12 protein-coding genes are annotated in these 12,623 nt (G+C 45.4%); 3 read left to right on the top strand and 9 right to left on the bottom strand.

Translation table 11 applies throughout. The annotated features are described in order from the left end of the window. Nucleotides 1-8: 8 nt before the first annotated feature. The 6 genes from DYB02_RS22735 to DYB02_RS22705 all read right to left on the bottom strand — a co-directional run bounded on the left by DYB02_RS22735 (nt 9) and on the right by DYB02_RS22705 (nt 6,720). Nucleotides 9-743, bottom strand: coding sequence for a nucleoside/nucleotide kinase family protein (locus DYB02_RS22735; protein ID WP_025628692.1), 735 nt, complete (start codon nt 741-743; stop codon nt 9-11). A 9-nt stretch (nt 744-752) separates the two neighbouring features. After that, nucleotides 753-1,271 (bottom strand): MltR family transcriptional regulator, encoded by a 519-nt coding sequence (locus DYB02_RS22730; RefSeq protein WP_005462031.1) that lies wholly within the window; start codon nt 1,269-1,271, stop codon nt 753-755. Between the two features lie 59 nt (nt 1,272-1,330). After that, on the bottom strand, nt 1,331-2,602 hold the full coding sequence (locus tag DYB02_RS22725; RefSeq protein ID WP_029804201.1) for a zinc-binding dehydrogenase: 1,272 nt from the start codon (nt 2,600-2,602) through the stop codon (nt 1,331-1,333). 47 nt (nt 2,603-2,649) lie between these two features. Next, nucleotides 2,650-4,074 (bottom strand): PTS mannitol transporter subunit IIBC, encoded by a 1,425-nt coding sequence (locus tag DYB02_RS22720; RefSeq protein ID WP_015313003.1) that lies wholly within the window; start codon nt 4,072-4,074, stop codon nt 2,650-2,652. A gap of 12 nt (nt 4,075-4,086) precedes the next feature. Then, nucleotides 4,087-4,530 (bottom strand): PTS sugar transporter subunit IIA, encoded by a 444-nt coding sequence (locus DYB02_RS22715; protein ID WP_005391226.1) that lies wholly within the window; start codon nt 4,528-4,530, stop codon nt 4,087-4,089. A 432-nt stretch (nt 4,531-4,962) separates the two neighbouring features. Further along, a complete protein-coding gene (locus tag DYB02_RS22705; protein ID WP_029862089.1) occupies nt 4,963-6,720 on the bottom strand; it encodes an SgrR family transcriptional regulator in 1,758 nt (585 codons plus the stop codon). A 488-nt stretch (nt 6,721-7,208) separates the two neighbouring features. Here DYB02_RS22705 and DYB02_RS22700 point away from each other — a divergent pair, with 488 nt between their 5' ends. Together DYB02_RS22700 and arsB are read left to right on the top strand one after the other, a co-directional pair. After that, entirely contained in the window at nt 7,209-7,550 is a 342-nt protein-coding gene (locus DYB02_RS22700; protein ID WP_005482591.1) for an ArsR/SmtB family transcription factor, read from the top strand. 84 nt (nt 7,551-7,634) lie between these two features. After that, complete coding sequence (gene arsB, locus DYB02_RS22695; protein ID WP_015313000.1) at nt 7,635-8,690, top strand: ACR3 family arsenite efflux transporter; 1,056 nt, start codon at nt 7,635-7,637, stop codon at nt 8,688-8,690. 42 nt (nt 8,691-8,732) lie between these two features. On the opposite strand, the gene DYB02_RS22690 is transcribed toward arsB, so the two are convergent. Beyond that, a complete protein-coding gene (locus tag DYB02_RS22690; protein ID WP_029804199.1) occupies nt 8,733-9,512 on the bottom strand; it encodes a helix-turn-helix transcriptional regulator in 780 nt (259 codons plus the stop codon). Nucleotides 9,513-9,533: 21 nt separating this feature from the next. Further along, nucleotides 9,534-10,067 (bottom strand): YbhB/YbcL family Raf kinase inhibitor-like protein, encoded by a 534-nt coding sequence (locus DYB02_RS22685; RefSeq protein WP_029804197.1) that lies wholly within the window; start codon nt 10,065-10,067, stop codon nt 9,534-9,536. A 188-nt stretch (nt 10,068-10,255) separates the two neighbouring features. Here DYB02_RS22685 and DYB02_RS22680 point away from each other — a divergent pair, with 188 nt between their 5' ends. Next, nucleotides 10,256-11,047 (top strand): PhzF family phenazine biosynthesis protein, encoded by a 792-nt coding sequence (locus DYB02_RS22680; RefSeq protein WP_029804195.1) that lies wholly within the window; start codon nt 10,256-10,258, stop codon nt 11,045-11,047. Nucleotides 11,048-11,139: 92 nt separating this feature from the next. Here DYB02_RS22680 and DYB02_RS22675 read toward each other — a convergent pair whose 3' ends face one another. Continuing rightward, the gene (locus tag DYB02_RS22675) at nt 11,140-12,165 is read right to left on the bottom strand and encodes a lactonase family protein (RefSeq protein ID WP_029804194.1); all 1,026 of its coding nucleotides are present in this window, start codon (nt 12,163-12,165) and stop codon (nt 11,140-11,142) included. Nucleotides 12,166-12,623: the final 458 nt, after the last annotated feature.

The following is a 12,623-nucleotide window of genomic DNA, read 5'->3' as shown; positions in this document are numbered from 1 at the left end:
TGGACAAATTATCGAATTTCGAACGAACCGTTTTGATTGAGAAACAGCGTGAGATCCGCTGGAATTGAGTGATTTAAAACCTTATCTACATTTACGGCATCTGAGTTCAAATAAAACTCCAATGCAGCTTCTGGCTCTGTACCACCACGAATCTTACGATTGACTAAACGCTCTTGCAGAAACTCAGGCTGTGTATCTACAAAGACGGTAAAATCGGCCAAACGATGCAGTTCATTCCACACCGGTTCATTAAGCAGTAACCAATTCCCCTCAACGACAACCACATTCCGATTTACCAAAATGGCGTCGTCGACTGGATCATGCAAATTGCGGTCGTAGTATGGCCATTTTGTATCTTTCATTTTGAGCTGTTTGAGCTTGTCGATAAGCTCCGTCAGATTAAATGTTTGATAGGATCCCTTAATACTGCGCAGAGGCACGAGCTCGCCATCTCGTTCAATCGTATTGTTGTCGAGGATCTCATTTGGATAGTGGAAACCATCAAACGGCAGCACTTGTAAAGGCTCTTGGCTTTCATCTTGTTCCGACAAGTATTCCCAGAACGCAGCGAGTGTCGACTTGCCACTGCCCGGAGGAGCGCACAAGAACACTACTATGCGTTCCTGCTTCTCATGATAGAGGCGAGTAAATTTTTCGATAAGAGGCTGATGGATTCGTTTTACGTCGGCATCGGGAAAGGTTGCTTCGGTTTCAAAGCCACTGACGTTTAAATTCACTTTCATGGTGAACCCTTACTGATTGATTTCCTCTTCGATTCTTTCTATCAACATTTCACACGACAGCTTGAGCACTGTTTTGATGAGAGATTCGTATCTCATTTGCGAAAAGGACTCAAACGAAGAGAACTTTAGCTGATTGATCGACTCAAGATAAAAGCAGTCTTGCTGAGAAGAGAGTACCGCTTGGTTTTTGATGAAGTCATAAATCACATCATCTGTAAACGCGATCTTTTCAGGCTGAGTAACCACATACTCCAATACCTGATCGTACAAGCCAATGTCTGCATAAGTTTGTAATGAGATTTTTCCCATCGCAAACATCAACTTGGAGACAACATCGGTCGTGACCAATGGCCCATCTTCTCTCAATAACGGATCCACAGCATACTCCTTCACTAAGTCGTCTTGGACGAACACACTCGGAAGTAATGCTTTTAACTTGAGGTTAATTATTTTGTTAGAAACCTGAAGAAACGCAGTGGCATTTTCACACTCATCCAATTTCTCCAGTAATTCGTCTTCACGTGACAACGTCTTATGACCTCTCCATTATGTGGCAGCGCAAAGGCTACCACACATGTTCGTTGCAACTAAACCGTTAAGCTCACGTCATAAAACTCAAGTAACGCTTTTTCTGCATGCGCGTTCCACACATAGTTGTTCGCGCACAAAATCGCATCGAGTTCCGCAAAGAACGGGTCTTGGTCTGCCAACGATAAAAAGTCATCAATCGCCGTCAATGGCAGGTCAATATGTGGGTAAATCAACTTCTTACCGCCCGGAATATCCAACTGATTCAGAATCGTATGTGGCGCAGCTTGTAAGCCACCAACATGTGTGATCATGAAAGACGGGTTGATCTTGCCTTGCGAGGAAAGCTCTATAGATTCCACCATGTCACCCTTTGAACCACCGGACGTCCCTACAATATGGGTTGATTCGTAATGCACGTTGTAGAAGTTAAACGGCACTTTGAAATTCTTATCCGTTGGGCCAGCAAAGAAGTTGAGGCAGCCATCATTGCCAAGTAGCTCATCGGCTTGTTCTAGCACTTGAGCAACCGCCGCGTAGACCATTACATCGTCATAACCATTGCCACCGTTGAGTGCTTTGAGATACGCGACCGGATCGTCTATTTGAGCGGTATTCACGTAGTGCAGTTCTACGCCCTGCTCTTTAGCTTTTGCAACGGGAATGAGACTTTCAGCTCGGTCTAAACGCGCAGCGTCGATGTCCGTCACCACGATCAGTTTTGGCTTTACAGGGCCGTTGATCGCGTAGTCAATTGCACCAATCCCCATTGGGCCAGCACACGCCAAAAGCGCTAACGCACCACCTTCTTTAATGCCCATATCGTGCTCGTACACGTATTGCGTGGTGTGGTAGCTCGCGTGGTACGCACCAATAATGCAAGACATTGGCTCAGCCAGAGACGCATCAGCAAAGTAATCGCCGTGGTAAGGCAGTACGCAACCTAGGTCGATAGCGATTTTAGGAATAACGGAATACGTCGCGTTGCCACCAAATGTCTCATAGCTATAGCCCGCTGAGTAGCCTGTTGGCAAGCCCATGGCAGGTTGCAAAACAAAGTAGTCACCAGCTTTGAATTGATCTTTTAGATTCTCACCAACTTCAACAATAACACCTGCGTATTCATGACCTGTCATCACTGGCACTTCGTCAATGTTTTCAGGAACGCGTTTGTGTTTGCTACCTAACAATGCTGCTTTGTAAGTGGATAGACAAATGCTGTTTGAAATGTTTTTAACCAGAAGTTCGTCGGCTGAAATGTTTGGTAAATCAAAGGTTCTTAATTGAACGTTTTTCTCACCACAGATAACCGCTGCCGTTGTTTGTACCATGATTTCTCTCCTAATTGGGGCGATATCTGCCGCCCCAAACTGCATTGTTAGGCTGGTTGCTCAGTCGCGACCGTTTGTTGCTTAATCTTATCCATCAGCTCGTCAAGCGCTGGGTCGTTGAGGAAGTTCTTGAGCGTTACGACTGGTAAACCTGTCGCGTTGACTGCGCGGCTTTCTAAGCTCTCGTGTGTCACGACGATATCGGCTTCACTCGGGACTTTCTCGATGGCAAAGTTCTTCACTTCAATCTCTATCCCAGCTTGTACCAGCTTGCGTTTGAAGGTCGATGCGCCCATTGCACTAGAGCCCATACCCGCATCACATGCGAATGCGACAAATGAAATTGGCTTGCTCAGTTCTTGCGTCGTCGCAGCTGCAACTGGCTTAACTGCGCCTTCCGCTTTCATCTCTTTCATGTCAGAAACTGATTTCTCAAACTCGCTTTCTTTTTCTTCTGATTTGCTCACTTTCAAAATCGCACTTGCTACTAAGAAAGAGACAATCGTTGCACTTGTCACACCTGCGATGGTCGCGATGAAGCTACCTTTCGGAGTAAGAGCAAGGTAAGAGAAGATAGAGCCTGGACTTGGACCCGCGACCAAACCGGCATCGAATAGGTTGAAGGTTGCGATGCCTGTCGCCGCACCAGCAATCATTGCCACAATCATGATTGGTTTCATGAGTACGTATGGGAAATACAACTCATGAATACCACCAAAGAAGTGAATGATGATGGCACTTGGCGCAGAACGTTTAGACAAACCCTGACCAAACTTCGCGTAGGCCAGCAGCATACCAAGACCAGGGCCTGGGTTAGATGCCACCATAAAGAAGATGGACTTGCCTGTTTCTGCGGCCGCTTGCAGGCCTAGTGGGTAGTAGATGCCTTGATCAATGGCGTTGTTCAGGAACAACACTTTTGCTGGTTCGTTAATGATCGCTAACAAAGGCAGGAAACCCGTTGCAACCAACGCTTCGATGCCTGATTTCACAAACAAGTTTGCTGCGGTGACTGAAGGGCCAACAATCTCGTAAGCGAACAAACACAACAACATACCGACGATACCCAACGAAAAGTTGTTGACCACCATTTCAAAACCAGAAGGTATGCGGTGTTGAATACGTTTATCCACTTGCACCACAACCCAAGCGCTCAGTGGGCCCATGATCATTGCGCCAACAAACATGGGTATATCAGCCCCGACAATCACGCCCATCGTACCGATAGCCCCCGCTACCGCGCCGCGTTTTTCACCAACAATCTGACCACCGGTGTAACCAATCAAAAGTGGCAGCAAGTAAGTGATCATTGGCCCCACGAGTTCGCCAAAGGCTTCGTTTGGCATCCAGCCCGTAGGAATAAAGAGTGCAGTAATAAAGCCCCAAGCGATAAAGGCTCCGATATTTGGCAGCACCATGGCGGTCAAATGACCTCCGAAGGCTTGCACATTGGCTCGCATGTTTGCTTTCACGTTATGTTCCTTTTAGTATGCTTTTATTATGTCTAGCACTTGTTCTTTGGAAGAGGCTTGTGCCAGTTTTGCAATGTTCTCTTCATCCACAAACATCTCGCTCAACGCTTGAATCACCTCAATGTGGGTATCAGAGTCTTTCGCAGCTAAGGTAATAAGAATATTGGCCGGACCGAGATCCGATCCAAAATCAACAGGTGATGGGAAAATATGGATGCCTAAGCCTGTTTTTAAAACGCCAGTTTCAGGTCGGGCATGTGGCATAGCCAATCCAGGGCATAACACATAGTAAGGACCGTTTTCTTCCGTTGAACGGATGATCGCATCAGCATAGTGCTGGGAGACGTAACCTTTATTTTCTAGGTATTGAGTGGTCTTTTTAACCGCATCTTGCCATTGGTAAGCGCGATCATTAATTACATCTACTAGTTCGTGGTCGATTAACTCGTACAGCATATTTAACCCTATCAACAGTTCGTCATCTGATGGGTTAATTATCAATAACAGAGTCCCAACCGCGCAACCGAGCTACTTTTGCGCTTCGAATCACACTTTAAAGCCTGTCAATTTGTTTAAATGGACAGATCTCAAAAATCCCGCACGTAAAAAATCTACAAATTTTATTTGAACAACAAGTCAATAGACGAATTTTGAACAAAATCACTTTCTAGAAAACATTCTTAAAGTTACATTATTTAAATCAGATCACATTAGACCTATTGACTCGATATAATTCGTGATTAATTTCAAAGTTCATTTCGGGCCATTTATTGATAGCTCACACTAAAACGTAGATAAACATCACATTTGTTGGCTAGAAGAAATAAAAACGTCACTGGCTTTCACCAAACTACAGACACAAAAAAACCGCCCTTCAGGCGGTTTTGATCAGTCCGCAGACCAAACGGATCGTATGTCTGGCCATCCCCAGTTTGTGAGTGCGACATCTTCCAAGACCCCTTGAAAACGTAGCGTCTGAGTATGGTGGAACATCGGTGCAATCCAATATTCGCTAATCAATGTGGACGCGATCGGCTCTAACGCGCTCAAGTAATCTTCAAGCGGTGAGAATGCACGGACATTTTCCATTTGAGCATCCAACCACGCCGCATTTTGCGCCCCTAAGGTGTGGTAAAGCACAGCATTGCTAAAGAAGTTGCTAAACGCAGACGCATGACGGTTATCGTCCAAGTTGATATTGGTGACAACCAGAGTCTCATCAAGCGTGCCGTTTTTGGCTTTCTCGCTCAGTTCTCGGTAGGAGTACATAACAATCTCCACTCGGCTGCCCGCACGCTCTAAACGCGAAGAAATCGCTCGCGCGCACCGGCGTAGCGCCGTGTAATTGTACCCTGCGATGGTGATCAGCTTTGGCAACTTGACCACATCTCCAAAGGGGCGCAACACCGGTTTCCAGTTTGGCAACAAGTTATAAGCAGCGACGCTACCAAAATTGATCTTTTCGCTCTTCATCACTTCGGCTAACTGCTCCGGTCGAATCAAATCACTGATGTATCGGCGCTGAGCCTGAGACAAAGCGTGCTTCGCATGATGGTTAAACAGTGCGAACAAACAACCGTCTTCCGTTCGACTGCGTTTGCTCGCTGGGGACGTTTCACTGTTCGGTGTCGACATGTAGTGACCGCACATGTCATCAACAAGGACTGGCTGTGGTTGCAGAGTATTCGCAGCGAGCGATGGGTTCTCCATCTTTTCATCGTTGACGATCCAGATCGTCACCAAATCCGTTAGTACTCGACACGCGTAATAGCCATCAAACGCTTGCAGTTTCAAACGGTTTTCACTGTGTTCAACGACGGAAAATGGACCACTCCCCACCACCAACTTGTTGTTCGCAACGTTCACCTGACTCACGGGCCGAATGCCATATTTCACGCCAGAAATAAGCCCAGCAAAACCCAAGTCAGGTCGGTTAAGTGTAAACACCACTTTGAGAGGGTTTGGCGCAGTCACGTTCGCCACATGCGCGAGTTCTTTCTCGTAGTATTCTAGTGAGCTCAATTTGGCAAACAAACTCACCACCGTGTCGGCATCTATTGGGTTGCCATTGTGGAAGGTAAGTCCGGGGCGAAGGTAAAACGTCCATTCGAATTTTTGCTCATCGTATCGCCAATGGTGCGCCAGCTCTGGTTTTACGCGCCCGTAATAATCACTTGATACCAAACAGCAATAAATTTGGCGTAGCAAAAAGCGCTCACTGCTTCGCTGCAATTGATGAGGAACAACACGCTCAAACATGCGTTTGTAGGTTAGCTGAATATTGAGCCGCCCCTCTTTTACCGATGCGCCCGACGTTGTTTTGAGGAGTCGCCCAAATGCGGCTTCATCTTCATCCAGAATCGACAGCGCTTTCTCGTACTTACCAAGCTTGATCCGCTCTAGTGCAAGGCTTTCTTTCAGCGCGCTGAGTTCAACGTTTAACAACAATGTTGAACGTTGGTTCCGTCCTGGTTTTGGTCGCCAACTTAACCACGCTATCTCTTGCATCTGCGCCAACAAACTGCGCGCATGACGAGGCGAAGTAAACAACAAATCGGCGATTTCTTGCAGCGTAGTTTTTGCTTCATTACCAACACCAAAAGAGAGCAAGCGTTGGTAATAACGAAATAAGTTGAGATCAGACACCGCACGTACCTTAACTCTAGGAGGTCATTGAATAGGCGTATTTTACTGAACTTGGCGGCAATAAAATAAGAAAACTTCCAAACACTTTGTTCCCCTTTTACTAGCATTTCGTCCCTATATTGTAGGAAAAACCCACCTATTTGGTCTTATCGGGAATAAAGCGAAGAAATCTACTCTCTTTTTTACCTCCCCTTTTTTCACCATACTGATTTGGCTCGCAGGAAATATAGAAAATTGCTCACAACCTAACCCCCAAGCAGAACTTAGCTCCTGATACCACACCCCCAATTCGTCGTATCTTTGAGTTCTGCTTTTTTACTTGCTGCCATTTGACCGAATTCTTTGTTAGTCCGCCAAATATTTGCGAGACACATCCCTTCCCTTTTTTTGACATCTCTTATCTTCAATTCTCCTTTCAACAGTTGCGCCTTAGAAAAAGCACACGTACACTTAATCGCAATTCGACGATTAACTATAAAGGTCTGCTCATGAGCAACAAATGCAACGAAACGTGCCAAATTGCTTTTGAAACCACGCAACAACAACTCGATAAAGAACAAGCACTCGCCGCTCAAGCGAAAGCGCTGTCTCATCCTGCTCGCTTACGCATTCTGCATATTCTTCACACTTTAGACACCATGGGTGGCTGCTTAAATAGCGATTTAGTCTCTGAGTTAGGTTTAGCGCAATCGACTGTATCAGAACACTTACGCATTCTAAAACAGGCCGGGTTTATCAGTGCAGAACCCAACCCGCCAAAGGTTTGTTACCGTATTCAACGTGAAAAACTGAACGCGTTTAACGCTCAGTTTTCCGGTTTATTTAGCTAAGACACGTTGCGCGCTTTCCACGCGCGCAAAGATAAACTATAACTTAATACATCGCCTTTCGACGATAAACGAATAGAGACCACTATGACGACTGAAGTTTTAAATAGTGCCAGTGAAAAAATGAGCTTTCTTGATCGCTACTTAACGGTCTGGATTTTTGTCGCAATGGCCATCGGCGTGGGGATAGGCGCAGTCTACCCGCAAGTAGCAGAATGGAACGAAGCAATGTCCGTTGGTAGTACGAACGTACCGCTCGCCATTGGTTTGATTTTGATGATGTACCCACCACTCGCCAAGGTGAACTACGGTCTATTGGGAACGGTAACGAGAGATAAAAAGGCCATCACGCTGTCTCTGGTTATGAACTGGATCGTCGGTCCAATCCTGATGTTCGTTCTTGCCTTAACCTTTCTTGGTGATCATCCGGGTTACATGGTTGGCATTATTTTGATTGGCCTTGCACGCTGCATCGCTATGGTTTTAGTGTGGAATGATATTGGCGGCGGCAACAAAGAATATGGCGCGGCCTTAGTGGCATTAAATAGCGCATTTCAAATTCTGACTTACAGCGTTATGGCTTGGCTATTCATCACGGTACTTCCACCATTCTTTGGCTATGAAGGCTTTGTGGTTGATATTTCCATGGGTGACATTGCAGAAAGCGTATTGATTTACTTAGGAATTCCTTTCCTTGCTGGTTTTCTCAGTCGCAAGTGGTTAGTCGCTGCAAAGGGTGAGAAGTGGTACAACGATGTGTTTATTCCTCGAATTTCACCCATTACTTTGATCGCTTTGCTCGCCACCATCGTGCTGATGTTCAGCCTCAAAGGAGAGATGATTTTACAACTGCCAATGGATGTGTTCCGCGTCGCAGTCCCACTAGCGATCTACTTCGTACTGATGTTTTTTGCCAGCTTCTTTATCGGGAAGAGAATGGGCATCCCCTACGATAAAAATGCCTCAATCGCATTTACGGCAACGGGTAACAACTTTGAGTTGGCAATTGCGGTTTCCATTGCTGTATTTGGCCTGAATTCCGACCAGGCATTCGCTGGCGTAATTGGCCCGTTGATCGAAGTTCCGGTTCTGATTGCTTTGGTTAACGTCGCACTGCGGATGAAAACCAAATACAAAAGCTAAAATGGGAAACATTGAGACCGAGCCAAATAGCAATGTTAGGTACTAACTGGCAACGGTTTTGATGTACTCGCTGGGCGTTAAACCAAACTTGCCTTTAAAGCGTTGGCTAAAACGCCCTTCCGATTGATAGCCACACAACTGCGCGAGCAACGCTACGTTATACGCACCATTTTGCATCAGGTAGAGTGCGTGATTTAAACGCACTTCTGCCAGCACTTCCCGATACTGAGTACCCTCTTGCTTGAGTTTGCGTATCAACGTTGCTCGGCTCATAGCAAAGCGCTCAGCTACCCGTTCCAAAGGATGCTCATCGCCCGGAGAGCGTGACAAATAGCGGCTGAGTTTTTCGCTAAATGAGGTATTCGAGCTGGTAAAAAGTCGATGCAACAATCCCCTTTCCGCTAACTGCTGATACAACCCCAACACCCAATAACGTTGCGTCGCTTCACTCAAGCTTTCTTGCTCAAAAGAAAACAGCGCATTCAGCGTTGCTTGCAATGCTTTATCTGCCTCCACTGCGGGTACATTTTCGCCAAACGCATTGCTCATACTCAGCTCCAGCATGTCATCACTAGGCACACAGTGAAAGCTGAACATTCGAGAGAGAAAACGCCCTTGCTGAGGAAGGTTTTCAAAATTCAGCGAAGCGTTTGCTTCACAAAGCATGATATTAGGATGAAGAATATCGAACGCTTCGTCTTTCCAAAACAGACGCTTACTCCCTTTAATGATCTGGATAATACTCGGGGAATGAATCCGAACGTTACGCAGCTTTTGCTGCTGCTCCGCACGAAATAACGTGACTTGATATTGGTGACTCATCTTCTCCCCTTTCTTATTCAATTATCGTGTGTAAGTGGCGGTTAACTTCGCTTTGTCCAATGCGACATTATTCAACGTGAATCCCACAACCGCCGCTGGCGTGTTCTCATCCAAGTTCAACTTGTCACTTGGTAAGGCCCAAACGGTAAACTGATAGCGGTGCATACCATCTTTTTCTGGAGGACATGCGCCGCCAAAACCAGTAGTACCGTAATCGATACGAGACTCCCTACCGCCGAGCTTGCTGATATCAACGCCACGAGGCAATTCGTTAACTGAGGCTGGAATATCAAACGCTATCCAATGCCAAAAACCACTACCTGTTGGTGCATCGGGATCGTACGCGGTAATCGCAAAGCTTTTTGTACCCTTTGGAACGTCTTTCCACATCAGTTGTGGAGACTGGTTCGCACCATCACATCCCCAACCTGAATATTCAAATGTCTTCGCCATTGGATGACCTTCTTGAATATCTTTGCTCGTTAGTTCAAAAGCATGGGCAGAGCCGATCACCAAAACGCTAAGGGCCAAAACAGACTTGTGAATCGCTTTCATGTGTTTCTTCCTTTTAGTGAGTTCAATTCAAGTCTATTCATCAACACAGGCCAAGACACATCAATAAGTATCACAAAATATAAAATCATCGTCTATTTTGACACTTTAAGATTCAAGCATAAATTTCTTATTCTCTGAGTTGCATCTGGTTTATGCTAACTAATTGCTCAGAGAACAAGGAAGACAAAATGGAACTGGATATCTACGTCGTTGACGCATTTACAGACACGCAATTTAAAGGCAACTCAGCAGCAGTCGTGCCCTTGCAAGAGTGGTTAGAACCAGAGCTGATGCAAAACATTGCAACGGAAAACAACCTCTCTGAAACCGCGTTTGTTAAAACGATTGGGACGAATCAATATGAAATACGCTGGTTTTCACCACTTACAGAAATCGACTTTTGTGGACACGCAACGCTCGCCGCTTCCATGGTGTTGTTCGATCAACTCGGCGTTACAGGAAGTATTGAGTTTCACACATTAAAAGTGGGCACCTTAACCGTAATTAAGAACGCACTTGGCAAGATTGAAATGACATTTCCGACAAGAGCGCCACACCCCGTCAACGCCATTCCTACGCAATTAATTGAGGGATTAAACTGCGAAGTAACACACGTACTGCTTAGCCCACAAGCTTACTTCGTCATCGTGGAAGATGAGCAAACCGTTTTCGATGTTCAATATCGATCCGACCAACTGAAACAACTCGCCCCTTACGACGTCGTCGTCACATCAAAAGGCAGTCAATACGACTTTGTATCTCGCTACTTTTGGCCAGCGAACGGCGGAGATGAAGACCCTGTCACAGGATCAATCCACGCAGGCTTAGCACCATATTGGGCGCAAGAGCTCGGCAAAGCATCTTTAGTGGCGTATCAAGCATCAGCGCGTGGTGGCGTTCTGTACTGCGAAGTCAAGGAGGATTACGTCAAAGTATCTGGTGATGGTGTGTTGTATATGAAAGGCAAAATTTACGTCTAACTGTACGTTGAAGATTGGCGTTAACTGTTTTTATCCTGAAAGCCTAGCCGCCCGCTAGGCTTTTCTATTTCCTGCTGCTTCTGCGTTATTCGTTACAAAGGTTGTTCGACAATACACACTGGAGAGCCTATCTCACAGTCATAACCCGTGGGGGTAATTTCACCTGTTTGAGGATTGCGACGAAAGCTCACCACATTGTTGGAATGTTGATTGGCAACCAACAACCACTTTTGATCATGAGACAACACAAAATCTCGTGGAAAAAACCCTTCACAGTGAATGGCTGCTCGCCTTTTCGGCGTATCGCCAGACACATCAAACACACTGATTTTGTTCTGAGCTCGGCAAGAGACATACAAAAACGTTTCATCTTGCGAAAGACGAATCGCCGCCGCCGCTTGCTGATTCTCTTCCCCTTCTAATAATTCTGTTTGATTCGAGATAAGCCATTTATCTTGGTGCTTAACCAGCACAATCATGGTTTCTGACAGTTCGCAAACCACATACGCTGTCGACTCTTGTTGGTTAAACACCAGATGGCGCGGTCCCGAACCTGCGGGTAAATGAATCACTTGCGACAGTGAAAAATCCGGCTGGGCATCGTAATCATAAATAAGGACGCTATCGCTGCCTAAGTCTACGACAACCAATTGATGACTGTGCTTTAAAAACGTGACTTGATGAGCGTGAGGAGAAGTTTGGCGCTCTAAATTCGGCCCGCATCCATCAACGTATAAATCCGCCAATAAACCAAGCGGTTTACCATCGCGATCCAATTGAAATACGCTAACATTTCCAGAGCCATAATTAGCAACCGCCAACAACGGTTCTTTGATATCCAAATGACACGGATAATCGCCATTAATCGGCAAAGAGACGGATTCACTACCGCGAAAAAACGCGAGCTCTGCACCTTCATTTCTATCCATTTCGCTAAACGTATACAGCCCGTGTTCGGTGGTCGTGAGATAGGACGGATTACGTTGAACTACAACATCGTCAAGCCGAGTCAGCTCACCCGTTTCAGTGTTCAACGATAGACGCGCAATGCCCGTGCTCGTACTCGGTGGGTTGGTGTAAGTGCCAATATAAAAATGCACGTGACCAGTTGTTGTCATGGATGGCCTTATATGAGTGATTCGTATTATTCAACACCTTGCCTATTGTCATGGCAGACCGCAATCCATTTTACGAATCAGCCACTTAAAATGTGAAGCAATTGCTCATTTAAAACCGCAACGACATCGCCGTTTGCAGTTAAAGTGGTTTAGCGTTTTAAACTGTATGTCAGCCTTGAGTATGAAAGCCTCGACTTACGGTTATTTTCAAGTGTTATATTAAAGACGAAGAATGTATTTTATGTTCAAGATCTAAGTTTCATTAGCAAACGCTATAATAAGAAACAAAAATCGGGATAAAATAAATAATAACCATGTAACAGTTAATTTTCCTATAAATACCAAATTGAAACACATTATTAATTTCCATTTATTTATAAATTATAATTAATTTCATAAATAACAAGGATTTATTTTAATTATGAACATTTAGATTACGACTTAATTTTATTCACGAT

The sequence above is a fragment of the Vibrio parahaemolyticus genome (assembly GCF_900460535.1).
GTDB lineage: Bacteria > Pseudomonadota > Gammaproteobacteria > Enterobacterales > Vibrionaceae > Vibrio > Vibrio parahaemolyticus.
The sequence above is the reverse complement of the archived record's forward strand: the minus strand, read 5'-3'. Positions and strand labels throughout refer to the sequence as shown.

What these genes read in the sequence shown, in the direction of transcription:
- DYB02_RS22735 (WP_025628692.1), bottom strand. Translation starts at nt 743, where the DNA reads ATGAAAGTGAATTTAAACGTCAGTGGCTTTGAAACCGAAGCAACCTTT.
- DYB02_RS22725 (WP_029804201.1), bottom strand. Translation starts at nt 2,602, where the DNA reads ATGGTACAAACAACGGCAGCGGTTATCTGTGGTGAGAAAAACGTTCAA.
- DYB02_RS22715 (WP_005391226.1), bottom strand. Translation starts at nt 4,530, where the DNA reads ATGCTGTACGAGTTAATCGACCACGAACTAGTAGATGTAATTAATGAT.
- DYB02_RS22700 (WP_005482591.1), top strand. Translation starts at nt 7,209, where the DNA reads ATGAGCAACAAATGCAACGAAACGTGCCAAATTGCTTTTGAAACCACG.
- arsB (WP_015313000.1), top strand. Translation starts at nt 7,635, where the DNA reads ATGACGACTGAAGTTTTAAATAGTGCCAGTGAAAAAATGAGCTTTCTT.
- DYB02_RS22690 (WP_029804199.1), bottom strand. Translation starts at nt 9,512, where the DNA reads ATGAGTCACCAATATCAAGTCACGTTATTTCGTGCGGAGCAGCAGCAA.
- DYB02_RS22685 (WP_029804197.1), bottom strand. Translation starts at nt 10,067, where the DNA reads ATGAAAGCGATTCACAAGTCTGTTTTGGCCCTTAGCGTTTTGGTGATC.
- DYB02_RS22680 (WP_029804195.1), top strand. Translation starts at nt 10,256, where the DNA reads ATGGAACTGGATATCTACGTCGTTGACGCATTTACAGACACGCAATTT.
- DYB02_RS22675 (WP_029804194.1), bottom strand. Translation starts at nt 12,165, where the DNA reads ATGACAACAACTGGTCACGTGCATTTTTATATTGGCACTTACACCAAC.